This window comes from Achromobacter sp. ACM05, assembly GCF_019218915.1.
Classification (GTDB): Bacteria; Pseudomonadota; Gammaproteobacteria; order Burkholderiales; family Burkholderiaceae_B; genus Achromobacter; species Achromobacter animicus.
Window position 1 is genome coordinate 354,422 of record NZ_JAHUWQ010000003.1, and the last position, 22,735, is coordinate 377,156.

A 22,735-nucleotide genomic window follows, 5' to 3' on the forward strand; every position below is an offset into this window, starting at 1 on the left:
TGGCGGCGGCCGTCAGGCGCGTCGTCGGTCCACTGCGGTCAGGGATGTGCCGCTTTTGAGAAGCTGGTAGGTCTGGCCGCCCAGCCACGCAACCTTTTCACCGGAACTGGTGCGGCAGACGCAGTGCGTCTTTGGATCGAAGCGTGGCGTGCCCAGCGCGGAATACGCGCCAGGATCGGAAACGAAGCGTTCAATGCGATACAACGTGCCATCCGGCGATGTGGCGAGCACGTCGGTCAATCGTCTTGCGGTGCCGAGCATATTCAATACCTCCATGCGCGGGCCGTCAGGTGTCGGCGCCAAAGTCGTTTGAACAATTCATGGCGCGGGCGCGGGGCAATGCCGTCGCGCGCTGCGCTAATGAAACTGTCCTCCTAACAATGAATCATCGAGTTGTTCCGGCGAAACGCCGAGGGCTTCGGACACGCGGTCAAGAATGACCTGCCTGGGCCGCGGGCGGGGCCGTTCCAAATCGATATAGATGGAGTGATCGACGCCAAGCCGGGCAGCCATGTCAGCAGTGCTGATGTTCAGGTGCTCGCGCCAGGCGCGGATCAGGCTCCAATCGTTGCCGGTTTTTAGACTGACTACAGCGGGCGGCAGGCGCGCTTGAGCCCCCGCAAATGTCTTGCGAGAGGCACGCGGCGCGGTGGCCGGCTTTTCATCGCTCGGGGCGGAGACGTTGTGCCGCGACTCGCCTCGAGGTGTGGTGTGCGCGGTGACGGCGAGAAAGACGGCGCCGCCATTCAACTGGCGGTATTCGTCGTTGCCCACCCAGCACAGCGTTTCGCCGTTATCGAGCTTGCATTCGCAATCCAGATGGGTATTGCTTGGCATGCCTTCAAGCAGGGCGATGGTTTCCGTGGTCGTGGCGTGACGCACCACACGGTGCAGCACACCGTCTGGCGAACGTACGAAGACGTCGGGAAGTCTCCAGGAAAACGGAATGATCATCTCCACAAGCGAAGCTCATTACACCACTGTATAGCGCGGTTGTAATGGTGAAAGTGAGGGTTTCCCCGCGAGTGTGGCGCAAGTGTCATAGACGTGTGATCCGGTTACGACGGATCCTCACCAAACCTCGCTGCGGCAAGCACCTTGGGCATCATTTCGGCCGCGGCGCCGCGCAGGTTGTGGTGGGCCAGGCCGTCCAGGGGCGTCGCGGCCGGGTTGACCTGCACGACCGTGGCGCCGCCTGCGATGGCCAGCTGGGGCAGTTCTGCGGCGGGGTACACGAGCGACGAGGTGCCGATGCTGAACAGCAGGTCGCACTGTTGCACGGCAAGGGTGGCGTCGCGCCAGGCCTGCGCGGGCAGGCTTTCGCCGAACCAGACGACGCCCGGCCGCACCGGGGCGCCGCAAGCCGTGCAGGCAGGCGGCGGGATGCGGCGGCCGGCATCGGGTTCTTCCGGTGTTTCCGTGGCAAAGGACTGGGGGGCGCCGCAGCGCGAACAGCGCGGCGCATGCAGGCTGCCGTGCAGATGCGTGACATCGCGGCTACCCGCGCGCTCGTGCAGGTCGTCCACGTTCTGCGTGATGACGGTCAGTTGGGGGACATGGCGGGCGAGCGTCGCGATGGCATGGTGTGCGGCGTTGGGCGAAGCGCGCAGGACCTGCGCGCGCCGCCATTCGTACCAGCCCCAGACGATGTCGGGATGCGCTTGAAAAGCTTCGGGCGTGGCCAGCGCCTGTGCGTCAAAGCGCGACCAGAGCCCGGTCAAGGCATCGCGGAACGTGGCGATGCCGCTTTCCGCGGAGACCCCTGCGCCCGTGAAGACGACGACGCGGCGCGCGTCGCGCAGCGCCTGCGCCAGCGGGGGCGGAATATCGTGATGCGTGTTTTTCATTTCCAACCTTGCAGACAGTCCGATACGCTGCACGCGCCGCCACGGGGATGTCAAGCGTGGTTGCGCGATGTTCGGCCGAGCCGGAAGCGGCAGACGCGTGCGTCGCCGTCCTGAATCGTGGATACTCTTTTTTCATTCTGGGATTTGATCCCGCCTGGAGACCTGCAATGCCTGAATCGACCACCGGCCTGGAACGGCTGCGCCGCTTTATCGCCACCGCGACGCGGCTGGCCACGCCGCAGGCGCTGGAGCAGAGCCCCGAACTTGAGGCAGCGTTCTCGGACCTGGTGAGCCACGACGATTGGCTGCCCGAAGCCTGTACCGCCCCGCACCCGCAGTTCTATCAGCAGTACCTGCTGCACTGCGATCCGCTGGAACGCTTCTCACTGGTGAGCTTTGTCTGGGGCCCCCGCCAGTTGACGCCCGTGCACGATCACGAGGTCTGGGGCTATGTCGGCATGCTGCGCGGCTCGGAGATCAATCAGCGGTTCACGCGGGACGTCGACGGGCGTTTGGCCATGGCGGGCGAGTCCACGACGCTGCGGCCCGGCGATGTGGAGCGCCTGTCGCCGGCCGAGGGCGACATCCACCGGGTGTCCAACGCGTATCCCGACCGCGTCTCCATCAGCGTGCATCTGTACGGCGGCAACATCGGCGCCGTGTCGCGCCATGTGTACGACCCGGTCACCGGCGTCGCCAAGCCATTCGTCTCGGGCTATTCGTCGCCCACCCAGCCCAATTTGTGGGACCGCTCTGCCGCTGTCCGCGCCACGCTGGCCTAGCGCGGGCATTGCGGCAAATCCGCTGTTCCCGCGGCGTGTCTCGTGCTATGTTCCCGTCCTAAATATTAGGAAAAATCACGAATGGACAAGACGCTGCTTAAAGGGCTGATGGTGCTGGAAGCGGTGACCGATGTGGACAATCCGCCGCGCACCATCGACGCGCTGGCCGCGCGCGTGGGCCTGACCCGCAGCAATACGCATCGCACCCTGCAGACGCTGATTCACGCCGGCTACGTCATCAAGGACGACGACGGCGGCGGATACCGTGGGGCCGTGCGCCTGTTTGAACTGGCGGCGAGGCAGTTGGCGCAACTGGACGTGCGCAAGTTGGCCGCGCCCTACATGCGCACGCTGGCGGACCAGACCGGCGAGACCGTGCACCTGTCGGTGCTGGACGGCTTTGACGTGGTGTACGTGGACAAGATCGACAGCCCGCAGCCCATTCGCGCGTACTCCATGGTGGGCGGCCGCGCGCCCGCCTACGCGGTGGCGACCGGCAAGGCGCTCCTGGCCTACCAGCCCGAAGGCTACGTCGAACGCTACGCGGAGCAGATGGTGCGGCACACGCCGTCCACCATCGTGTCCATGCCGCTCTTGAAAGACGAACTGCGTAGAATCGCGCGTGCCGGCTACGCGATCAATCGCGGCGAATGGCGTGAAGGGGTGGGTGGGCTGGCCGTGACCGTGTTCAACAGCCTGGACCAGCCCGTGGCCGCGGTCGGCATCTCCGGGCCGCTGGATCGTCTGAGCGCCGCTAGGATGAAGCAGCTTGCGCCGGATGTGGCGGCCTGTGCGCAGTCCATCTCTCAGGGGATGGGATATCGCCGGGGATTTCTGGATCAGTAGCGGGCGCGGCGCGCAGGGTGGCCGCGATCCGTCCGGCCTGATCGCGCGCCAGCCGGGCATTTACGTCCATGGACGTGGTCCAGAAGTACGTGCCGCCTGCCAGGCTGCCCAGCACCGAGACGCCCGCCACGATGTGGCCACCGGCGTTCTTCAGGCAGCCGGTGCCGTAGTCCAGCGCCAGGCCGCCATGCGGATCGGCCTGCGCGTGACCGTCGCGCAGCAACTGGGACACCAGCGGATCGGCCGTGCGCTGCGCGTCCACGGAAAAACTCGTGGCATTGATCAGATACTGGCTTGAGTGTTCGACGTGCGCACCTGCCGTGTGCAGCCGTGTGCGGAACAGGCCGGTGGCCGGATCGTGATCGCAGCCGGCAAAGCCGGCGGCAACGTGAAGCTGCTTGGCGCCGAACAATGCCTGCAACTTCAAGGCGTTGCGCATCGGGAAGGTCGCGCGCCGAGCCATCCATAGCGAACGCCAAGTCGACTGGAAGCGGCGCCGTTCGGTGTCCGGCAGCAGATGCCAGATCCGGTCCACCGCCCCATTGGTGGCGGCGGCCACCGCCTGCCACGGACGCGGCGCCGTGGCCGACCGGCGGATTTCATCATCCAAGGCGGCACGCGCGTCGCCGTCGATGCCCAACACATCATCGTCGTCCAGCGAGCCGTGCAACGCCATCACCTCGTCCCGCAGCGCCTGCCAGATGACGTCCAGCGTCAGCGCGCCGCCGTGCCGAGCCGCCAGTTGGAGCGCGCCGTCGGCGCTCAGCTGTTGCAGCGTGCCGGGCGCACGGTTGTGCGGACTGCGCACCGATGGCAGCCGCCCGTTGCGCGAGACGCACAGAATGGGGCCGCGGTGTCCGGCCTGCTGCAATGCAGCCACGGCGTCCACGGCGCTCAGGCTGGTGCCGACGACGCACACGGACGCATCGGGCGCGATGGCTTGTGCCAGCGCCGACACCGGATAAGGGCTGTTGAAGTAGCCTGCCACGCCATCCAGCGCAGGAAACGCCTGCGAAGGCAGGTTGCCGTTGGACAGCACGACGTGGCGCGCCACGATCGGCGCACATTGATCGGGCTGGACATGCACACGGCCATCAGGCTGCGGGACCACGCGGTGCACGCGGTCAGGCACATGCGCCAGCGTCACGCCCAGCGTTTCGGCTAGCCGGCGGCAGCGCTCGTAAACCGCGCGCATGTAGGCGCCGAACAGCGGACGCGGCAGGAAGTCGGCAGGGTCGATGGCCGTGACGCCGTAGCCGTGCAGCCAGTCCGCATCCTGTTCGCGCAGCCAGTCGACGAAGTCCAGCCGATGATCGGCGCGCGCGGACATGTTGCCTGCGGGAATGTTGAGCAGGTTGCTGCGCAAATCGTCCTGGTACGCGCCGCCCGGACCGGGGTCGGCCTGCGGTTCGAAGAGATGGACCGTCGGCGGGCGCACGGCCGGCGCGGCTTGCAGCGCCAACAGGAACTGATACAGGAAGCTGACGCCAACCGAGCCGCCGCCGACAATGGCGAGTTCGGAGGTGGCCGGCTGGGCCAGTGCGGTGGCGCGCGTCATTTCGCCGCCGACAGACGCACCACGTCGGCCCAGCGCGCGACTTCCTGCTTGAGCATCCGGCTGGTGTCGGCGGGAGAGGTGGCGATCGCGTCGGCGCCCAGCTTCAGCGCGGCCTGCTGCACGGATTCCATCGCCGCGGCCTTCTGCATGCCGTCCGACAGCCTGTCTACGACCGCGGGCGGGGTGCCTGCCGGCGCAAGCAGGGCATACGTGGTGGCAACCGAATAATCCTTCACCCCCTGTTCCGCCAGCGTCGGCAGGTCGGGCAACGCGGTGGCGCGCTTGGCCGTCGTGACGCCCAGCAGCCGGATCTTGCCGCTGGCGACCTGCGGCAGCAGCGCGGGCAGCGTTTCGATCACCATGTCGATCTGGCCGCCCAGAAGATCCGTAATGGCGGGACCGCTGCCGCGGTAAGGCACGTGCATGAGCCGCGTGCCGGTGACCGCCTGGAAGAGCTCGCCGGCCATGTGCTGCGAAGTGCCGGGTCCGGCTGACCCGAAGGTGATCGATCCGGGTTTGCTCTTGGCCAGCGCGATGAGTTCCTGCACGTTCTTGGCTGGAATCTTGCTGCTGTTCACGGCCACCGCCATCGGCATGCTGGTGGCCATGGACACGCCAACGAATGCCGTGCCGAAGTCGTAGCCCGGCTTGTCGGGCATGGCGGCGTGGATGGCATGGCTGCCGACTGCGCCCATCAGCAGGGTGTAGCCGTCGCCTGCGGACTTGGCGACAAATTCCGCGCCGATCTCGCCGCCCGCGCCGGCCTTGTTCTCGACGACGACGCTCTGTCCCAGGAAGTCTCCCAGATGCTGCGCATAGATGCGCGCGGCCGCATCGGTTGCGCCGCCCGGCGGAAACGGCACCACCATGCGGACGGGTTTGGTCGGCCAGTTGTCGGCCGATGCGGGGTTGGCCGACAGCGCCAGCACCGTGCTGGCCAGGGCAATACGCCACGACAGTCTCATGCAAGTCTCCTCGGTGGATGGGCCAGCATGCGACGGAGGCGGTTCGCGATTGCGGGGCGCCGGGGCCGCTGCAGTCCTCTTTTGTGAATCCTAAATAATAGGATTGACGTTTCAATAAATGGTTTACCTAGAATTCCACACGGTGCTATGCTGGTCAACAATTAACCGCGGCACCTAGGGATTGCACTAGGATTCCCCCGGACACCAGCGGCTTTCCCGGGCGGCGCGTCTGGATGATGCCATCGTTGAAGGCCGCGTCTTATACTGTTTTCCGCATCCCAAATATTGAATTTTCATAACGAGAGGTCAGACATGACACCCAGTTCGGCGCTAGCCGGCATTACGGTGCTGGAGATTTGCAACGTCGCGGCGGGACCCTTTTGCGGCATGTTGTTGGCGGACATGGGCGCGGACGTGATCAAGGTGGAGAACCCGGAAGGCGGCGATACGCTGCGCAGCTGGCCGCCCATCTCGGACGGCTACAGCGAGAACTTCGCCTCGCTCAACCGCAACAAGCGGTCGGTGACGTTGAACCTGAAGGACCCCGGCGATCTGGCCTTGGCGCGCGAATTGGCGTTGCGCGCCGACGTGCTCATCGAAAACAACCGGCCGGGCGTGATGGAGCGGTTGGGCCTGGGCTACGTGCAACTGCGCGAGGCCAATCCCCGGCTGGTGTACTGCTCGATCTCGGCGTATGGCCAGTCTGGACCGCGTTCGCAGGAAGGCGGCTTTGACCTGACCATCCAGGCCATGAGCGGCATCATGAGCGTCACCGGCGAGCCCGGCGGCGAACCGGTCAAATGCGGCGTGCCGCTGGCGGACTTTTCCGCGGGACTTTACGGCGCGTTCGCCATCGCATCGGCGCTGCGCGCGGCGCAGGCCAGCGGGCAGGGCACGCACATCGACGTGCCGATGCTGGGTGCCACGCTGGGCATCGCCGCCTTGCAGACGTCCGAGTTCTTCGGCAGCGGCAAGGATCCGGTCAAGCTGGGATCGGCCCATCCGCGCAATGCGCCGTATCAGGCGTTTCGCTGCAAGAACGGATACTTCGGCATGGCCGCGGGCAACCAGGCGTTGTGGAAGGCCGTCTGCGTGACGGTGGGGCGTGAAGACCTGCTGGGCGATCCGCGCTTTACCGATACCAGCGCCCGCGCTCGCAATCAGACGGCGCTGCGCGACATCCTGGAAGCGATCTTCGCTGAGCACGAAGCACAGGACTGGCTGGCACGCTTTCGCGCGGCCGGCGTACCGTGCGCGCCGATCAACACGTATTCGGAGGTGCTGGCCGATCAGCAGGTCGAGCACATGGGCTGGGTGCAGGCGCTGGAACTGCCGAATGGCGTGCAGACCCGCACGTTTGGCCTGCCGGTGCGGTTTGACGGCGAGACCACGGCGCTGCGCCGCCGGCCGCCCGCGCTGGGCGAGCACAACGACGAGGTGCTGGGACCGCTGCGCGTGTCTGCCAAGGGAGGCAAGCAATGAGCGTTCTGCGTATCGACCGGCAAGGGCCGCGCCACGTGCTGACGCTGGCGCGCCCCGAAAAGATGAATGCGCTGTCGGCCGACCTGGTTGAGGCGCTGATCGCCGCGCTGGACGAGGCCGAGGGCGCACGTGCCCAGGTCATCGTGTTGCAAGGCGAGGGCAAGAACTTCAGCGCGGGCTTCGACTTTGGCGATTGGCAGACGCAGAGCGAAGGCGATCTGCTGCTGCGCTTCGTGCGGATCGAGACGCTGCTGCAGCGGCTGGCGGCCTCGCCGTGCCTGACCGTGGCGCTGGCGCATGGGCGCAATTTCGGCGCGGGCGTGGACGTGTTCGGCGCCTGCAAATGGCGCATCAGCGCGCCGGATGCGACGTTCCGCATGCCCGGGTTGAAGTTTGGCCTGGTGCTGGGCACGCGGCGTTTCGCGTCGCTGGTGGGCGCGGGGCGCGCGCGCACGATTCTTGAACAGGCCGCCACATTCAACGCCGAAGACGCGTTGCGCGATGGCTTCGTCAGCCGATTGGCCACGACGCAGGAATGGCCGCAGATCGGCGAGGCTGCGCTGGAAACGGCGAGCGCGCTGACCGACGCGAGCCGCACGCAGCTCTACGCGGCCCTGTCGCAGGAGACGCCGGACACGGATCTGGCGCGGCTGGTGCGTTCGGCCGCGGCGCCCGGCCTGAAGGACCGCGTGGCGGCGTATCTGCAGGCGCGCTAAGCGCGTCCCATCAAGCAGGAGGAAGACAATGGCTTCAGGATTCAACCAGAAGAACAAGCAGTGCAGCCTGCAGGAATTGGCGGCGCTGGTGCCCAACGGGGCGTCCATCGCGCTGGGCGGCAGCTTTCTGCACCGCGGACCGTTCGCCTTTGTGCGCGAACTGATCCGCCAGGAAAAGCGCGATCTTGAACTGATCAAGCAGTCGCCGGGCTATGACGTGGACATCCTGTGCCGCGCGGGCGTGCTGCGCCGCGTACGCGCGGGCATCGTCGCGATGGAAGGCAACTTCGGGCTGGCGCCGTGGTATCGGCGCGCCGTGGAGCGCCACGAGATCGAACTTGAGGAACACGCTTGCGCCAGCCTGACGGCCGGGCTGCGCGCGGCGGCCTTTGGCGTGCCGTTCCAGCCCTGCGGCGGTCTGCATGGCAGCGGTTTGCCGGAGCTGAACGGCTGGAAATGCCTGGACGATCCGTACGGCAGCGGCGAGAAGACCTGGGTGGTGCCGGCGATACGGCCGGACTTCGCCGTGATCCAGGCGTCCGAAGTGGATGCGCTGGGCAACGTGCGCGTGCAGGGCACGGCGCACTGGGACCGCATCATGTCGCGCGCCGCGGGCAGCGTGCTGGTCGTGGCCGAAAAGCAGGTGGACAGCGCCGTGTTCGAGGCGCAGCCCGAGTCCACGCTGGTGCCGTATTTCATGGTGCAAGCCTTCGCGGTCGTGCCGCAGGGCGCGTGGCCGGGTTCGTGCTGGCCCGATTACGCCATCGACTATCCGGCGGTGGAAACCTACATGGACAAGAACAGCGATCTGCGCGCGCATATGGCCGCGGCGCCCGAAGCGCGGGAGGGAAATCATGGCTGAGCAATGGTCGGGCTTTTCGTACATCGTCACCAATCTGGCGCGATTCATCCGTCCTGACGAAATCACCTTCAGCGGCGTGAATTCCACCATGCCGATGCTGGCGTGCCTGCTGGCCAAGCGCGCGTACGACTGGGACTTCGTGTACATCAACGTGGCGGGCGGCGTGAACCCGCGGCCGTCGCACATTCCGTTGTCCAGTTCGGATCCGGTGCTGGCCGAGCACACCGCGTCGATCTTTTCCAACGAAGATTTCTACGACCTGTGCACGCGCGGCCGCATGGACCTGACCTTTCTGGGCGCCGCGCAGATCGACGGCGCGGGCTGCGCCAACAACTCGTGCATCGGCGACTGGCATGAACCCAAGGTCCGGCTGCCGGGCGGGGGCGGCGGGGCGGTGATGCTGCCCACGGCCAAGCGCGCCTGCACCTGGCGCACCGAGCATTCGCGCCGCACGTTCGTGCCCAAGCTGGACTTCATGACGTCGTGGGGCGGCTTTCATGGCGTGGTGACGCCGATTGCGGTGTTCATCAAGCGCGACGGCCGGCTGGCCCTGCAGTCGTGGCATCCGGAGTCCAGCCTGTCTGAAGTACGCGAACGCACCGGCTTCGAGTTCGACGCCAGCGGCGCGGGCCCGACCGAACCGCCGACCGAGCAGGAAGCGCGCGCCTTGCGCGAGCTGGACGCCGACGGACAGTTCGAACGCGACGCCGCCGTCGCATTGCGCTGACAGCGCCACGCATCAACGAGCCCGGTACAGGGGGAGTAATCATGACGATTGCCGATGCCACGATCGTGGCGGCGTTTGCGCGCTTGTGGGACCAGCCGGAATGGGCAGCGCGCCCTGCGCTGGTGACCGCCGAGGAAACGGTCAGCTACGCGGACCTGCGCCGCCGCGTGGGACAGGCGGCGGGTGGCCTGCGCGCCGCCGGCGTCGCGCCGGGCGATTACGTCGGCGTGGCGATGGAGCGCTCGCTGGCGCAGGTGGTTTCCCTATTGGGCGTCATGGCGGCGGGCGCTTGTCCGTGTCCGCTCGAGCCGCGACTGTCGGTCGAGGAAACCGCGCGGCGCGTGGTGGCGGTGGGCTTGACGTGGATGCTGGCGGATGCCGACAACGCCGCCACGGCCAGCGCCTGCGGCCTGCCGGAAGCTCGCGTGCTGGATGCCGCTAAGGTGGCGTCGAATGTGGCGTCGAATACCCCGGACTGGGCGGGCGCGGACATTGCGCCGCAGGCGCCGGGGCTGCTGCTCTTCACGTCGGGCAGCACGGGCAATCCGAAGGGTGTGCTGCTTTCCCATCAAGGCCTGGTCAACAACGCGCGCGGCGTGCTGGCGCACACGGGGCTGACGCCTTCGGATCGCCTGCTGCACGTCATGCCGCTGCATCACACCAACGCGCTGAACAACCAGATCTTCACGCCGCTGTTGGCAGGCGCCAGTGTAGCGCTGGCCGGCCGGTTCCGCGCGCAGGACATGCCCGGTCTGCTGGACGCTTTCAGGCCCACGATCATCACCGGCGTGCCGACGATGTATGCGCGCATGCTGGAACTGACGTTCGATCCGGACAGCCTCGCCGTGCTGCGTTTTGCGCGGTGCGGATCGGCGCCCATCACCGAGGCCTTGCATCGGCGGATCGAAGCCTTTCTTGGGTGTCCGCTCGTCGTGTCTTATGGGCTATCTGAGGCCACCTGCACGTCCACGATGAATCCGCCCGATGCGCGGCGCGTGGGATCGGTCGGGACGGTGCTGCAAGGACAGGACGTAACCCTGCGCTTGCCCGATGGCAGCGTGGCGCCGGCCGGCGCGGAAGGAGAGATCTGCATCGCGGGCGACAGCCTGATGCTGGGCTATCTGGGTGTGGACAGCGCGGACGCGGGCGCGCCCCGGCAGCTGCGCACCGGCGACCTGGGCCGCTTTGACGCGCAGGGCTACCTGACCATCACCGGCCGCATCAAGGACGTGATCATCCGGGGCGGCGAGAACATCTCGCCCGCGCTGATCGAAGGCGTGGTCACCGGAATGCCGGGCATCGCGGCCTGCTGCGTGGTGGGGGCGCCGGACGATGACCTGGGCGAGACGCCGGTGATCTTCGTGCAACGCAATGGCGAAACCGCCCCGGATGCGGCCGCGATACAGGCCGAGGTGCTGGCGCGGCTGGGCCGGATCTATGTGCCGCGCGACGTCTGCTGGATCGACCGGCTGCCCGAGAACGCGGTGGGCAAGGTGGACCGCAAGGCGCTGGCGCGCCAGGCGGCGGCGCGGGAGACGGTGCAGTAAACGCGAAAGGGGGGCGCGATGCCCCCCTTGCGTGTGCATGGCTCAAGCGTCAGTCATTCGACTTTGCCGATCCGCTTGACGGCCACTTCCAACGAGGCCGAATCCTTTTTCCAGTAGTCGTCGAATGCCGGCGCGTCCAGGTACTGCATCGGGCTGCCGGTGCCCGCAATGCGCGCCTGCACGGCCGGGTCGGCCGCGATCTGCTTGACGGCCTGGCGCAGCTTGTCGATGACGGCGGGCGGGGTGCCGGCCAGCGCGAAGACGCCGGACCACTGCACGAAGCTGGCGTCGTAGCCCTTGGACGTAAGCGACGGCACGTCGGGCAGGCTGTCCAGCTTGCCGTCGCCCCAATGCGCCAGCGGCCGCACGCGACCAGCCTGAATCAGCTGCATGACGCTGGACGGACCGGTTGCCAACGCGTCGACCTGGCCGCCGACCAGCGCCTGCACCGCGGGACCTGCGCCCGTGAACGGCACGTGCATCATCTTGACGCCCGCGGCGTTTTGCAGCATTTCCATCGGCACGTGCATCGTGCCGTAGATGCCCGAACTACCGTAGCTCAGCTTGCCGCCCTGTTTTTTAGCGGCGTCGATGAACTCGTCCAGCGTCTTGTATGGCGCGTCCGCGCGCACGACCAGCACTGTCGGGTCGGCCGTGATGCGGGCGATCGGCACGAACTGGTCGAGCTGATAGGCCGGCTTGCGTTCCAGCAGGCGGTCTGCGGCGGGCAGGATGGAGATCGACGACAGGCTCAGCAACAGCGTGTAGCCGTCGGGCTTGGCGCGGCCCGCCTGGCCAATGCCGATGGCGCCGCCCGCGCCGCCCTTGTTTTCGATGACGATGGGCTGGCCCAGCTTGTCGCCCAGGGCCTGCGCCAGCGGCCGGGCGATGGTGTCCGCGACGCCGCCGGGCGGGAAGGGCACCACCATCGTGACGGGCCGCTCGGGATACCCGGCGGCCGTCGCGGCCGTGGCCCCGAGGCATAGCAAGGCGGCCGCGGCCGCCCGTCTGGCTACATGCTTGCAGCGCAGGTTCATGTCTCACTCCTTAGGTTTTTTGCTGCGCGGCGCCGGTTTCTTGTGACCGGCGCTCGTTTACGCGGGCGTCAGACGAATCGGTTTTCGATGCGTCCAATGCCGTCGATTTCGATCCGGACGACGTCTCCGTGCTTGAGGAACTGCGGCGGGTTCAGACCCTGGCCCACGCCCGCGGGCGTGCCGGTGGCGATGACGTCGCCGGGGTACAGAGTGATGCCGCGCGAGCAGGTCTCGATCAGCGTGGGGATGTCGAAGATCAGGTCTTCCGTGTTGCCGTCCTGGCGCAGTTCGCCATTGACCCAGCAGCGCACGCGCGTCCGGCGGCCGTCCAGTTCGTCGGCGGTGACCAGCCACGGGCCCATGGGGCAGAAGGTGTCGAACGACTTGCCCAGGTCCCACTGCTGGTGGCGCATCTGCACGTCGCGCGCGGTGACGTCATTGACGACGGTGTAGGCAATGACGTGGCTCATGGCTTCGGCGCGCGAAATGTTGCGGCCGCCTTTGCCGATGACCACGGCCAGTTCGGCCTCGTAGTCGATCTTGTCGGAAATGCCGGTGGGCAGCGTCACGTCGGACCAGGGGCCGACCACGGTCTGCGGCACCTTGGTGAAAACGATGGGCCAGGATTCCGGATTGGCGTCGTTGTCCTTGAACACGGAATCGCGCAGTTCCTTGGCATGCGCGTGATAGTTGCGGCCGACGCAGAACAGGTTGCGCGGCTGCGCGGGCAGGGGCGCTTCGTGCTCGACCTGATCCCAGCGATAGGCCGGACCCGTTTTCGCGGGTAGGGCGCGGCCCTCGGCCAGCCATTGCACCGCCGTCAGCGCGCCGGCTGCCGCAAGTTGCGGCGGGAAGTCCAGCGCGGTGACCGTGCCGCCATCGTCCGACACCACGCCCACGCGCCGCTCGCCGTTGATTCGAAATACCGCGATTTTCATGCTTGCTCCTACGGCGGCCAGGGCCGCCCGTGATGACATACCAAAAGATACCAATCGGCCGATTCTCAGGCCCAATTGCTGGTGTTGGGCAGGATAAACCAAAATCGTGTCTTGGCGAATCGGCTAATTCGCGGATGGAAAAGAATTTATTGGCCTGTTTTGGTATCATTTGCGGCGTCATCATCCGGGGACATCCATGAACAAAGCCTCCGCCATGCGGGCGGTCATCATCAAAAACCTGCAGTCGGGCGAATGGGCGCCGGGCCACCGCCTGCCGACCGAACGCGCGTTAAGCGAGCAATTCGGCATCAGCCGGTCAACCGTGCGCCGGACGCTGACGCAATTGAAGGAAGAGGGCCTGATTTCGCAGCGCGTGGGCAGCGGCACCTACGCCAACCCGCCCTCGGCGCTGGCGCAGACCGAGGCGCTGCTGCGCGGCGAGGTGCTGTCCACCAGTCCGGCCGAACTGATGGCGGCGCGGCTGGTGCTGGAGCCGGCCATCGCGGCGCTGGTCGTGCAGCACGGCACGCCGGCGGATTTTGCCGCGATGCAGAACGCCTGTGATGAAGCGGAGGCCGCAGCCAGCTTTGAACAATTCGAAGTCTGGGACGCGAAACTGCACGAACTGATGGCCACGGCCACGCACAACCTCTTCATCGAAAAGGTGTTTGCACTGATGACCGCGGCGCGCTCGCAGGCGACGTGGGGCGCACTCAAGCGCAAGAGCCTGACGCCCGAGCGGCGCGCGGCGTATCAGGTCGAGCATCGCGAGATCGTCGAGGCGCTGCACGACCGCGACGCGGACCGCGCCATGGCGGCCGTGCGGCGGCATCTGGTGCATGTCAGAGAAAACCTGCTGGGGTAAGGGGGCAGGGCCTAATTCACCCGCAAATGCCGTTGCAGCGTATCCAGAAACACCTTGGCCCGCGCCGGCGTCACGCGATTGTCGGATAGGGCGTAGATGGTGGCTGGCGGCAGTTTCCAATCGGGCAGGATCTGTTCGAGCGCCAGTTCCCGCAGCGTTTGCGACAGCGCCTGATGGCTGGGCATCCAGGCGATCCCCAGCCCGGCGGTGGCCAGCTGCACGCCCAGCGCCGCACTGTTGGTGCCGATGTGGGTCGGTCCGCGAACATTCAGCAGGCTTTCGCCTGCCCCCAGCGTCCAGTCCGGCAGGCCGCCCGTGACGATGCGCTCGTGCAGGCCCAGGTCTTCCGGGCAGGTCGGGCGGCCGAAGCGGTCCAGATAGCTGCGGGCCGCCACGAGAATCCATTGCACCTGCGCCACGTGCTTCTGGATCAGCGCGGAATCCTCGAGCTCTCCCGTGCGCAGCATCAGGTCGAAGGGATGGCCGCTGCGGGCGGCGCCGGCCGAGCCTAGCTCCACCTCGAACGAGATCTGCGGATAGGTTTCGCGCAGTTCCTTCAGCACCGCCGGCAGGATCATGGTCAGTCCCGGCATCACCGACACGCGCAGGGTGCCGGCCAGATGATTAAGGCCGGAATGGATGCTTTCGTGCGCGGACAGGGCGGCTTGGACATGCGTCGCGCATTGGTCGAAATACTGCTGGCCGATCGCGGTCAGGCTGACGCTGCGGGTGGTGCGGTTCAGCAGTTTGTACCCCAGCGTCTGCTCCAACTGCGTCAGGCGCCGGGACAGCGTGGCCACGGGCAGGCCGAGTCCGGCGGCGGTGGCGGACAGCTTGCCGCGCTTGGCGACTTCCACGAAGTAATGGATGTCCTGCATCGAGATAACGTTTCTGTTCATGATGATTTCCGGGCGCGAGCCTTGATTGCCTGGGTATTTTCGGGGTGATCGCGCGGGGCGATTGTTGTCATTGCGGCAACATCGTGGTCCCTGCGCCGGGGCTACTGCCGCGCTGCGCGCCGGCCTACGATTTGGGCGTCGAACAAGCCAGCGCAAAACCCGATAACCCCATCGGGGCAGCGCCCAACCCACCCAGGAGTCACCATGAGCCAACGTCTCAACGCCTTTGCCCAGTCGCCCGAACTGTTCAAGAAATTTGTCGAATTCAGCATGCTGGCCAAGGCCGGCGCGATCGAGGAGTCCATCCTGACACTGGTCGACATTCGCGCCTCGCAGATCAATGGCTGCGCCTTCTGCCTGGACATGCACATCAAGCAGGCCAAGATTGCGGGCGAACGCGAACTGCGCCTGCATCACGTCGCCATCTGGCGCGAATCGAACCAGTTCTCGGCGCGCGAACGTGCATGCCTGGCCTGGACCGAAGCGCTGACCACGCTGGGCGTGCACGGCGTGCCGACCGAGGTGTACGAGCGCGTGCGCGGTGAACTGTCCGAAAAGGAAATCTCGGACCTCAGCTTTGCCATCATGGCCATCAACGGCTGGAACCGCCTGAACGTGGGCTTCCAGACGGTGCCGGGCTCCGCCGACAAGGCATATGGGCTGGACAAGGCCCAATTCAATTAAGGAACGATCATGAAAATCCTCGTCATCGGCGGCACGGGCCTGATCGGCTCCAAGCTCGTCAAGCTGCTTACGGAACGCGGTCATGAGGCCATCGCCGCCTCGCCCGCGACCGGCGTGAACACCATCACGGGCGAAGGCCTGGATGCGGCCCTGGCCGGCGTTGACGTGGTGGTCGACGTCGCCAACTCGCCGTCCTTCGAAGACAAGGCCGTGCTGGAATTCTTCCAGACCTCGGGCCGCAACCTGCTGGCCGCCGAGAAGCGCGCCGGCGTGCGCCATCACGTCGCGCTGTCGGTCGTCGGCACCCGCCGCCTGGCCGAAAGCGGTTACTTCCGCGGCAAGATCGCGCAGGAAGACCTGATCGAGGCGGCGGGCATTCCGTACACCATCGTCCATAGCACGCAGTTCTTTGAATTCCTGGGCGGCATCGTGCAGTCCGGCACGCAGGGCGAGGAAGTGCGGCTGTCGTCCGCCTACGTGCAGCCCATCGCGTCTGACGACGTGGCGCTCGCCATGGCCGATGCCACGCTGGGCGCACCCGTGAACGGCATCGTGGAGATCGCCGGTCCCGAAAAGGTCAGGCTGTCGGAACTGGCGCAACGGTACATGGGTAGAATCGGGGACACTCGCACCGTGCAGGCGGACGCCGGCGTGCGCTACTTTGGCGCGCTGCTCGACGACGACACGCTGGTGCCGGGATCCGGCCCCCGCCTGGGCAAGATCGACTTCGAAACCTGGTTCAGCCGTTCGGGCGCAAGAAAGTAGCGGCGGGCACAAGGACCCACATGAGCAAACTGCGGCCTCGTCCCCAAAGCCTCCTGGACAAGTACCGGGGCGGCGACTTCCGTCCCCTGTACACCACCAGCGTGACGGTGCGCGGCGGGGAGGCCGCGCACGGGCGCGCCTCCGGCATTGCCATCTCGGACGATGGCGAACTGATCGTGGAATTGCGGCTGCCGGTGGAGCTGGGCGGCACTGGCGGGGGAACCAACCCCGAACAGCTGTTTGCCGCCGGCTATGCGGCGTGTTTCCATGGCGCGCTGAGCATGCTGGCCGAGCGGTCGGGCCTGTCGATTCCCGAAGCCTCGGTCACAGCCACCATTTCGTTCGGGCGAGATCCGGTCGATGGCTTGTTTGCGCTGACCGCGGATGTCAACATCCACCTGCCCGGCCTGGAGAAGGCCCTTGCCGAAGAACTGGTGCGCAATACGGAACGCCTCTGTCCGTATTCCAAGATGGCGCAGGGCGGCATTGATAGCGTGGTCGCGCTGACGCAGTAGCGCGGCCTTCTTCACGCCTGCTTCGCGAGCAGGCTGTCCAATATCTGCAGGTCCATTGCGCGGATGTGTTCGGTCATGTAATCGATGAACACGCGCATGCGCGCCGGCAAGTGCTGGCGGCTCAGGAAACACAGGTAATGGCCGCGGTCCTCGGGCGCATATTGCGGCAGGCAGGCGACCAGCGTGCCGGCGCGCAGGTGGTCGCAGACCTGGTAAGCGGCCATCTGCGCAATGCCGTGACCATCCAGCACCGATTGCAGCACCAGATCGGCATCGTTGAACGTCAGCATGCCCGGTGGCGCCACCTTGCGGAGCTGGCCGGCCACCTTGAATTCCCACTCGAAAACGCGGCCCGACGCCAGCTTGAAGTTCACGCAGGCATGGTCGGCGATGTCGTCGACGCTGCTGGGCAGGCCGTGCGCGGCGGCATAGGCGGGCGAGGCGCACAGCATCATCTGCATCGGGATGATCTTTTTGGCGATCACCTGGCTGTCTTCCATGCGGCCGTTGCGGAAGGAGACGTCGACCCGGTCGGTGGTGAAGTCGGTGGGGCCGTCGTCCAGCAGCAGCTCGACCGAGATGCCGGGATTGGCCTCACGAAACCCCATGAGCAGCGGGGCAACGACCTTGCGGCCGAAACCCACGGTGGCGCACACCCGAAGCTGGCCCGACGGCGGGCCTTCGCGCAGATCGCGCATGTCGTCCAGGGCCTGGATGATGCGCTCGACGCCGGGGTGGCATTGTTCGTAAAAACGCTGGCCCTCGGGCGTGAGCGAGGTGCTGCGCGTGGTGCGCACGAAGAGGCGGGTGCCAAGCTGGTCTTCGAGTTTCTGGACGCTGCGGCTGACTGCAGAGCGGCCGATACCGAGCCGGTCGCCCGCCTTGGCAAAGTTGCCCTCGGCGGCGACGGCAATGAAAGCCATGACACCGGCATAGCTGGTGGCAAAGCTGTCGGCCAGGGAATCCGGTCCGTTCGAAGGGGTGTCGGAGGAGGGAGGGTAGGGTGTCGACATGGTGGCGGCGCCGCAAGTGGGTTGATCCTACAGCTAAGACGGCGCGCGCGGCAATCTTGTGACATCGAGGGCAAAAAAAGAAGGCCTTCCCCGGGGGGAAGGCCTGTTGGCGTTTGAAGGGCGGCGTCCGCCTGGCGTCTTCAGTCGACCGGCGTCAGGGCGGGCGCGCCTTGCTTTTTGATGAGGACGACCACGAACTTGGCCGGCTCGGTCTGACTGGCGTTGCGTCCCACGGTGTGGATGTCGTTGGGGCCTTCGTAGAAAGTTTCACCGGGCTTGAGCGTAACTTCCTTGCCGCCCTTGACCTGCATGACGATGCTGCCTTCCAGCACGTAGACGAAGGCGGAGGCGTCGTGGCGGTGGACGGGGTCGGCGCCGCCGGGCGGGTAGTCGACGACGAGCATCAGGGCTTCCTTGCCGGGGATGTCGGGAAGGGCCTTTGTCATTACTTTGGTGACGACGGGGTCGGTTGGCTTGGGGGTGGCTTGGGCGTGATGGGAGGCGGCTTGGGTGGGCTGGCTGAGCAACGTCGCTGTGGCGATGAAGGGCAAGACGAATTTTGTGAGCTTTGACATGGTTTGTCCTTTGAGGGGTGACGGGTCCATCGTAGGTTTGGTGGGGGCGGGGCGGTAGGTCCGTATAGGGGATCACGGTGTTGCCTGGTATGCACCAACGTTTGCAGGTCGGCCGAGGGTTAGGTGGCAGCGGGTCGCCCGACGCCGTGGTTTCCGTAGGTCGCCCGACGCCGTGGTTTCCGTAGGTCGCCCGACGCCGTGGTTTCCGTAGGTCGCCCGACGCCGTGGTTTCCGTAGGTCGCCCGACGCCGTGGTTTCCGTAGGTCGCCCGACGCCGTGGTCACCGGGGAGGCGAGCGCCCACGATTGCGGTCCGGAGCCTTCGCTCCGGACTTCCCCTTCGTCATCTTCGTTGTCGCCTTCGGCGACTGCCTTCAGATTCCCTCGGGCGCATCGACGGCGCTCGCCTCCCCGGTGACCACGACGCCGTGCTACGAGGGTCTTTGGTTTGGGGCGCTACAAGACCTGTGGTCAGGGAAGGAGATCTGCGGGGCCGCCGGGTTGCTGCCGCCCGGGCGGCGGCAACCCGGCATTGGGTTGGTGGGGCGTCGTGGCGGGGTGCGCTTCGCGCTGGCGGGGATTGGTTTGCTAATGGTCCGCCGTCACGGAGGGTGGGGCGGTGATGGGCGGCGCCGCGACGATTCGCCACAACCTGCCGACCTGTTCGCGCCGCCCATCGGGCACTGGAGTTCAAGTGGCGATTGGGGACGCGCCGCTTGAGGTAGGCGAGAACGTCTGCCGTTGCCGGTATCAGACGCCTGACGCAGAAGCAGCTACGCGCGAAGCGTCATCGCTGCCGGTGTCTGACACCTTTGGGAGTCGGACTTGGCATGACGCAAATTTCGCCAGGGTGTCTGACACCCGACGCAGAAGCAGCCACGCGCGAAGCGTCATCGCTTCGACGCAAGACGCAGCGTAAGCCCACGAAGGCCGCCCGCGCGGCCGCCCGGGGGCGGGCCCCGCAAGATGCTTCTCGTCCTCTCAAGTGTGTGCAAGAACCTTAAGAACTCAAGCCGCCCCAGCGCCCGTAAAGATCAATCAACTAGAGCCCGGTGTGGCGTGGGCCTGGGGTGGGCGGGGCGTTTAGATGCGCCCGACGGAAACCGAAGGGAGCCGAAGGCGGACGAGGTTGAGGACGGGGTAGTCCGGAGCGAAGGCTCCGGACCGCAATCGGAGCCCCGCCCACCCCAGGCCCACGCCGCGCCGGGCGTCTAAAGAACCCAAAAACCTCAAACCGCGCCCGCCTGAATTCATCAGGCACGCTTGAGCGAAGCAGCAATACGAGCCAGCTTATCCGGATTCCGTTGCACCAGCACCCGCGTCAACCGCTCGCCGTCGGTCTCATAAGACTGCACGGATTCCAGCTCGCCATCGATGAAGCGCAACAAGGTCCATTGCCCATTCACCTGCACCACCTCGACGTCCAGCGCGTCGCGATACCGGCGCTTGCCCGCATAAAACAGTTGCGCCAGTCGCTTGCCGCCAACCAGGCTGGCAAATGCCGTGACCTTGTCGCCGCCGTCGCCGATGAGCTCGGCGTCGTCGCTCAGCAACGCAAGCAGCCCGTTGAAATCACTGCGCTGCATCGCATCCGCAAACGCCTGCAACAGACGCTGCAGCGTTGCCCGCGGCACTGTTTCGCGCGGTGCGCCCTGGCGCAGTTGCTGCCGCGCCCGCCGCACCATCTGGCGGATGGCGGCGGGGTTCTTGTCCAGCGTTTGTGCGATGTCCTCGTAGTCCGCGTCGAACACATCGCGCATCAGAAACGCCGCGCGAGCATCTGGCGACAGTCGTTCCAGCATGAACAGAAACGCCACCGAAACGTCGTCCGCCATCTCGTGGATCTGCTCCGGCGTCGACGGCGCGGCCATCAGCATCGGCTCGGGTAGCCAGACGCCCACGTAGTTTTCGCGCTCGGCCTTGGCGGCGCGCAGGCGGTCGATGGACAGGCGCGTCGTGGCAGTGACGAGCCAGGCCTCCGGGTTCTGGATGCAGGCGCGGTCCGCGCCATGCCAGCGCAGCCAGGCTTCCTGCACCACGTCTTCGGCCTCGGCCACGGCGCCCAGCATCCGGTAGGCGATGGCGTAAAGGCGGGAACGGTGCTGGTCGAAGAGGGCGACAGAGTCGGTCATGGAGGGGGCCAGCGCCGGGACGAGGGGGGAGGGAGGCAGGTATTTTGCCGCAGGGGCCTGCCTGCGACAAGCGCGCGGGACGTCCATGGCGGTCTCCCATTTTGAGCCGCGAGAGCTACAGCACGATGTCATTCGTACACAGCGGCGGCAGCGCCGTGGCGCCGCGCATCTGCCTCAGGTCCCGTTCCACCATCGTGCTCAACTGACTGATCGGCACGTCGTTGGCATTGCCTTCGAACGGATTTTCGGTGCTCTGGCCCACCTGTTCCAGCGAGGTGTAGATCCACGAAATGATGACGCTGAAGGGCGCGGCCAGCCACGCCATCTGGCCCTGCATGAAGCCGCCCGCAGCGTCGCCGATCAGGTCGAACTGCGCGGTCAGGCCAAAAGGCAGCGCCACGCAGAACGCGCGCACGAAAAGCGTGTTGATGATCGCGTACTGGCGCGGATACGGAAAATCCTTGATGCGTTCGGCCTGCCCTTGCAGGTCGAGCAGGTCGCGCAGTCGCCCGTTCAGGTCAGCGTATTCCGACGCCGTGATCGCGCCCTCGTCCAACAGTTGCCTGGCCGCGCGGGCTTGCCCATCCAGCAGTTGCACCGCCTTGTTGTCTGCCGCCGCCAAGGCTGCGATTTCCGCCGCCGGCAGGTAACGGGCCAGCGCGGAATCAAGCGGCATGCGGCGCTCGGGGATCACGTAGTGCTTGCCGTATTCCGCATTCGGCCGGTTCTGCATGGACTCCCAGACCCGGGGCGCGCGAAGCTGATACCGCAGGGCCGTCAGCCACGCCAGATGCCGGTCGACCAGCCCTGCGGCGCGCCCGGCGTCACCCGCATAGTGGCCGCACAGCATGCCCCACGCGCGGCTGGCGCTGACGATGCCCATCCAGATCTTCTGCGCCTCCACCGTGCGCGTGTACGTCTGCACATTCTTGAAGCCCACGACGAACGTGGTCGCGGTGCCCAACAGCGTCACCACCGACAAAGGCAGCGTCAGCCATTTCATGCCAGCCACCTGGTACAGCAGCACGGGCACAAGGCTGAGGGCGGCGAGGATATAGATGGTCCGGCGCGTCCAGACCACGAATTCGCACAGGCGATAGGATTTTCCGAGGTGCATGATGTCGATTCCTGATTGCCTTCAGACGTCCGTTCAAGGAGCGGTCGGGTCGGCCTGGCGCGCCGCTTTCGAGCCCCACGCGCGCCGGGCATAGCGATACGCCAGGAACAGCACCGCCGCTGCGATGGCTACGACCGACGCGCGGCCGCCCAGCGCGCTCAGTGCTGCCAACAACGCTTCCACCCGCGCGGAAAATATTGCGCCCAGCATCAGCCCCGCCGCGGCCCACAACGCCAGGCCCGCGCAGTCGTGCCAGACGAACGACCGCAGGCGCTTGCCGCTGGCGCCGCACAGCGGTACGGCCACCATCGACAGACCGGGCATGAAGCGCGCGACGATCAACAGGCGCACGCCCCAGCGGTTGAAGAAGCGCTCGGTCCTGCTGATGCAGGCCTCGCGCGAGAGCGACAGGTTGCACACGGTGTGCAGCGTGCGCGGCCCGTAGCGTCGGCCGCCGCGGAACCAGAGCAGGTCCGCCAGCACGCCCGCCAGCACCGCGGCGGCCAGCACGACGGCCAGCGGCAAGGCGACGTGGCCCGCTGCGCCGGCCGTCGCCGCCTGGCTGGCGCCCACGGCGATGAGCGTGGGCATGACGGGAAGCGGCAGGCCGAGCGATGCGCCCAGCACGTTCAGGAACACGGCCAGCACGCCGTATTGCGCGATCCATTCATGCGGCAGCATGCGGCGCTCCCTGCGTATTGCGGTGGGGCGCGATGGCGGGCGTGGACATGTGGGGATCTCCTGGAATCGCCGCGCCGCGGTGCGTGGCCGGTCAGGACAGATCCTAGAGGTGGCGGTTGCGGCGCGGTAGACCCGCGCAGGGACGCACCGTGTTGTCCGGGCGACAACAATGCGCTGCGAGGA

Annotated in this window: 24 protein-coding genes; 11 read left to right on the top strand and 13 right to left on the bottom strand. The window is 66.5% G+C overall.

All coding sequences use genetic code 11. From position 1 onward, the window contains the following. Window positions 1-12: 12 nt before the first annotated feature. From KW836_RS20140 to KW836_RS20150, 3 genes are all read right to left on the bottom strand, one after another. Window positions 13-261, bottom strand: a complete 249-nt coding sequence (locus KW836_RS20140) for a hypothetical protein (RefSeq protein WP_175124227.1) — start codon at window positions 259-261, stop codon at window positions 13-15. A gap of 96 nt (window positions 262-357) precedes the next feature. Beyond that, the gene (locus KW836_RS20145) at window positions 358-960 is read right to left on the bottom strand and encodes a helix-turn-helix transcriptional regulator (protein WP_218344565.1); all 603 of its coding nucleotides are present in this window, start codon (window positions 958-960) and stop codon (window positions 358-360) included. A 98-nt stretch (window positions 961-1,058) separates the two neighbouring features. Then, the gene (locus KW836_RS20150; protein WP_218344566.1) at window positions 1,059-1,847 is read right to left on the bottom strand and encodes an NAD-dependent deacylase; all 789 of its coding nucleotides are present in this window, start codon (window positions 1,845-1,847) and stop codon (window positions 1,059-1,061) included. Window positions 1,848-2,014: 167 nt separating this feature from the next. Here KW836_RS20150 and KW836_RS20155 point away from each other — a divergent pair, with 167 nt between their 5' ends. Then, window positions 2,015-2,629: a cysteine dioxygenase gene (locus tag KW836_RS20155; protein WP_218344567.1), complete on the top strand. Its 615-nt coding sequence runs from the start codon at window positions 2,015-2,017 to the stop codon at window positions 2,627-2,629. 81 nt (window positions 2,630-2,710) lie between these two features. Further along, window positions 2,711-3,475, top strand: a complete 765-nt coding sequence (locus KW836_RS20160) for an IclR family transcriptional regulator (protein ID WP_175124223.1) — start codon at window positions 2,711-2,713, stop codon at window positions 3,473-3,475. On the opposite strand, the gene KW836_RS20165 is transcribed toward KW836_RS20160, so the two are convergent. Together KW836_RS20165 and KW836_RS20170 are read right to left on the bottom strand one after the other, a co-directional pair. Further along, window positions 3,384-5,033, bottom strand: coding sequence for an FAD/NAD(P)-binding protein (locus KW836_RS20165; RefSeq protein ID WP_218344568.1), 1,650 nt, complete (start codon window positions 5,031-5,033; stop codon window positions 3,384-3,386). The two genes, KW836_RS20160 and KW836_RS20165, sit on opposite strands and share 92 nt — an antisense overlap. Further along, complete coding sequence (locus tag KW836_RS20170; RefSeq protein WP_175138592.1) at window positions 5,030-5,998, bottom strand: tripartite tricarboxylate transporter substrate binding protein; 969 nt, start codon at window positions 5,996-5,998, stop codon at window positions 5,030-5,032. Before KW836_RS20170 ends, KW836_RS20165 begins: the two co-directional genes overlap by 4 nt. Before the next feature lie 312 nt (window positions 5,999-6,310). Between KW836_RS20170 and KW836_RS20175 the strand changes: the two genes are divergently transcribed. From KW836_RS20175 to KW836_RS20195, 5 genes are read left to right on the top strand one after another with little or no spacing between them, the layout of a single operon-like run. Continuing rightward, the gene (locus KW836_RS20175) at window positions 6,311-7,480 is read left to right on the top strand and encodes a CaiB/BaiF CoA-transferase family protein (RefSeq protein WP_218344569.1); all 1,170 of its coding nucleotides are present in this window, start codon (window positions 6,311-6,313) and stop codon (window positions 7,478-7,480) included. Further along, window positions 7,477-8,196, top strand: a complete 720-nt coding sequence (locus KW836_RS20180) for an enoyl-CoA hydratase/isomerase family protein (protein WP_175138590.1) — start codon at window positions 7,477-7,479, stop codon at window positions 8,194-8,196. Before KW836_RS20175 ends, KW836_RS20180 begins: the two co-directional genes overlap by 4 nt. 28 nt (window positions 8,197-8,224) lie before the next feature. Further along, on the top strand, window positions 8,225-9,058 hold the full coding sequence (locus KW836_RS20185) for a CoA transferase subunit A (protein ID WP_175124218.1): 834 nt from the start codon (window positions 8,225-8,227) through the stop codon (window positions 9,056-9,058). Continuing rightward, a complete protein-coding gene (locus tag KW836_RS20190) occupies window positions 9,051-9,785 on the top strand; it encodes a CoA-transferase subunit beta (RefSeq protein WP_175186438.1) in 735 nt (244 codons plus the stop codon). The genes KW836_RS20185 and KW836_RS20190 overlap by 8 nt, the downstream gene beginning before the upstream one ends. A 41-nt stretch (window positions 9,786-9,826) precedes the next feature. Beyond that, window positions 9,827-11,332: a class I adenylate-forming enzyme family protein gene (locus KW836_RS20195; protein WP_218344570.1), complete on the top strand. Its 1,506-nt coding sequence runs from the start codon at window positions 9,827-9,829 to the stop codon at window positions 11,330-11,332. Window positions 11,333-11,385: 53 nt separating this feature from the next. Here the strand turns inward: KW836_RS20195 and KW836_RS20200 are convergent, their stop codons facing one another. Together KW836_RS20200 and KW836_RS20205 are read right to left on the bottom strand one after the other, a co-directional pair. Next, window positions 11,386-12,369: a tripartite tricarboxylate transporter substrate binding protein gene (locus KW836_RS20200; protein WP_175124215.1), complete on the bottom strand. Its 984-nt coding sequence runs from the start codon at window positions 12,367-12,369 to the stop codon at window positions 11,386-11,388. Between the two features lie 68 nt (window positions 12,370-12,437). After that, on the bottom strand, window positions 12,438-13,307 hold the full coding sequence (locus KW836_RS20205) for a fumarylacetoacetate hydrolase family protein (protein ID WP_218344571.1): 870 nt from the start codon (window positions 13,305-13,307) through the stop codon (window positions 12,438-12,440). 196 nt (window positions 13,308-13,503) lie between these two features. Between KW836_RS20205 and KW836_RS20210 the strand changes: the two genes are divergently transcribed. Beyond that, window positions 13,504-14,172, top strand: coding sequence for a FadR/GntR family transcriptional regulator (locus KW836_RS20210; protein ID WP_218344572.1), 669 nt, complete (start codon window positions 13,504-13,506; stop codon window positions 14,170-14,172). A gap of 11 nt (window positions 14,173-14,183) precedes the next feature. Here the strand turns inward: KW836_RS20210 and KW836_RS20215 are convergent, their stop codons facing one another. Then, window positions 14,184-15,071, bottom strand: a complete 888-nt coding sequence (locus tag KW836_RS20215) for a LysR family transcriptional regulator (RefSeq protein ID WP_218344573.1) — start codon at window positions 15,069-15,071, stop codon at window positions 14,184-14,186. A 204-nt stretch (window positions 15,072-15,275) separates the two neighbouring features. On the opposite strand from KW836_RS20215, the gene KW836_RS20220 reads away from it, so the two are divergent. Genes KW836_RS20220 through KW836_RS20230 form a run of 3 tightly spaced genes read left to right on the top strand, consistent with a single transcriptional unit; the run spans window position 15,276 to window position 17,035 of the window. Next, on the top strand, window positions 15,276-15,755 hold the full coding sequence (locus KW836_RS20220) for a carboxymuconolactone decarboxylase family protein (protein ID WP_056563450.1): 480 nt from the start codon (window positions 15,276-15,278) through the stop codon (window positions 15,753-15,755). 9 nt (window positions 15,756-15,764) lie between these two features. Next, the gene (locus KW836_RS20225; protein ID WP_175124210.1) at window positions 15,765-16,520 is read left to right on the top strand and encodes an SDR family oxidoreductase; all 756 of its coding nucleotides are present in this window, start codon (window positions 15,765-15,767) and stop codon (window positions 16,518-16,520) included. 20 nt (window positions 16,521-16,540) lie between these two features. After that, window positions 16,541-17,035 carry an Ohr family peroxiredoxin gene (locus KW836_RS20230; RefSeq protein WP_218344574.1) on the top strand — a complete coding sequence of 165 codons (495 nt, stop codon included), beginning with the start codon at window positions 16,541-16,543 and terminating at the stop codon, window positions 17,033-17,035. A gap of 11 nt (window positions 17,036-17,046) precedes the next feature. Here the strand turns inward: KW836_RS20230 and KW836_RS20235 are convergent, their stop codons facing one another. The 5 genes from KW836_RS20235 to KW836_RS20255 form a co-directional block, all read right to left on the bottom strand. Next, a complete protein-coding gene (locus tag KW836_RS20235; RefSeq protein WP_218344575.1) occupies window positions 17,047-18,048 on the bottom strand; it encodes a LysR family transcriptional regulator in 1,002 nt (333 codons plus the stop codon). 140 nt (window positions 18,049-18,188) lie between these two features. Beyond that, window positions 18,189-18,623, bottom strand: coding sequence for a cupin domain-containing protein (locus tag KW836_RS20240; RefSeq protein ID WP_218344576.1), 435 nt, complete (start codon window positions 18,621-18,623; stop codon window positions 18,189-18,191). A 1,252-nt stretch (window positions 18,624-19,875) separates the two neighbouring features. Further along, window positions 19,876-20,754 (bottom strand): RNA polymerase sigma-70 factor, encoded by an 879-nt coding sequence (locus tag KW836_RS20245; protein WP_218344577.1) that lies wholly within the window; start codon window positions 20,752-20,754, stop codon window positions 19,876-19,878. A gap of 115 nt (window positions 20,755-20,869) precedes the next feature. Then, window positions 20,870-21,871, bottom strand: a complete 1,002-nt coding sequence (locus tag KW836_RS20250; protein WP_218344578.1) for a bestrophin family protein — start codon at window positions 21,869-21,871, stop codon at window positions 20,870-20,872. Between the two features lie 33 nt (window positions 21,872-21,904). Further along, window positions 21,905-22,552, bottom strand: coding sequence for a DedA family protein (locus tag KW836_RS20255; protein WP_218344579.1), 648 nt, complete (start codon window positions 22,550-22,552; stop codon window positions 21,905-21,907). Window positions 22,553-22,735 lie beyond the last annotated feature (183 nt).

Bases quoted from the DNA above. Each gene is read 5' to 3' on its own strand.
- KW836_RS20140 (WP_175124227.1), bottom strand. From the start codon at position 261: ATGCTCGGCACCGCAAGACGATTGACCGACGTGCTCGCCACATCGCCG.
- KW836_RS20150 (WP_218344566.1), bottom strand. From the start codon at position 1,847: ATGAAAAACACGCATCACGATATTCCGCCCCCGCTGGCGCAGGCGCTG.
- KW836_RS20155 (WP_218344567.1), top strand. From the start codon at position 2,015: ATGCCTGAATCGACCACCGGCCTGGAACGGCTGCGCCGCTTTATCGCC.
- KW836_RS20160 (WP_175124223.1), top strand. From the start codon at position 2,711: ATGGACAAGACGCTGCTTAAAGGGCTGATGGTGCTGGAAGCGGTGACC.
- KW836_RS20165 (WP_218344568.1), bottom strand. From the start codon at position 5,033: ATGACGCGCGCCACCGCACTGGCCCAGCCGGCCACCTCCGAACTCGCC.
- KW836_RS20170 (WP_175138592.1), bottom strand. From the start codon at position 5,998: ATGAGACTGTCGTGGCGTATTGCCCTGGCCAGCACGGTGCTGGCGCTG.
- KW836_RS20175 (WP_218344569.1), top strand. From the start codon at position 6,311: ATGACACCCAGTTCGGCGCTAGCCGGCATTACGGTGCTGGAGATTTGC.
- KW836_RS20180 (WP_175138590.1), top strand. From the start codon at position 7,477: ATGAGCGTTCTGCGTATCGACCGGCAAGGGCCGCGCCACGTGCTGACG.
- KW836_RS20185 (WP_175124218.1), top strand. From the start codon at position 8,225: ATGGCTTCAGGATTCAACCAGAAGAACAAGCAGTGCAGCCTGCAGGAA.
- KW836_RS20190 (WP_175186438.1), top strand. From the start codon at position 9,051: ATGGCTGAGCAATGGTCGGGCTTTTCGTACATCGTCACCAATCTGGCG.
- KW836_RS20195 (WP_218344570.1), top strand. From the start codon at position 9,827: ATGACGATTGCCGATGCCACGATCGTGGCGGCGTTTGCGCGCTTGTGG.
- KW836_RS20200 (WP_175124215.1), bottom strand. From the start codon at position 12,369: ATGAACCTGCGCTGCAAGCATGTAGCCAGACGGGCGGCCGCGGCCGCC.
- KW836_RS20205 (WP_218344571.1), bottom strand. From the start codon at position 13,307: ATGAAAATCGCGGTATTTCGAATCAACGGCGAGCGGCGCGTGGGCGTG.
- KW836_RS20210 (WP_218344572.1), top strand. From the start codon at position 13,504: ATGAACAAAGCCTCCGCCATGCGGGCGGTCATCATCAAAAACCTGCAG.
- KW836_RS20215 (WP_218344573.1), bottom strand. From the start codon at position 15,071: ATGAACAGAAACGTTATCTCGATGCAGGACATCCATTACTTCGTGGAA.
- KW836_RS20220 (WP_056563450.1), top strand. From the start codon at position 15,276: ATGAGCCAACGTCTCAACGCCTTTGCCCAGTCGCCCGAACTGTTCAAG.
- KW836_RS20225 (WP_175124210.1), top strand. From the start codon at position 15,765: ATGAAAATCCTCGTCATCGGCGGCACGGGCCTGATCGGCTCCAAGCTC.
- KW836_RS20230 (WP_218344574.1), top strand. From the start codon at position 16,541: ATGAGCAAACTGCGGCCTCGTCCCCAAAGCCTCCTGGACAAGTACCGG.
- KW836_RS20235 (WP_218344575.1), bottom strand. From the start codon at position 18,048: ATGTCGACACCCTACCCTCCCTCCTCCGACACCCCTTCGAACGGACCG.
- KW836_RS20240 (WP_218344576.1), bottom strand. From the start codon at position 18,623: ATGTCAAAGCTCACAAAATTCGTCTTGCCCTTCATCGCCACAGCGACG.
- KW836_RS20245 (WP_218344577.1), bottom strand. From the start codon at position 20,754: ATGACCGACTCTGTCGCCCTCTTCGACCAGCACCGTTCCCGCCTTTAC.
- KW836_RS20250 (WP_218344578.1), bottom strand. From the start codon at position 21,871: ATGCACCTCGGAAAATCCTATCGCCTGTGCGAATTCGTGGTCTGGACG.
- KW836_RS20255 (WP_218344579.1), bottom strand. From the start codon at position 22,552: ATGCTGCCGCATGAATGGATCGCGCAATACGGCGTGCTGGCCGTGTTC.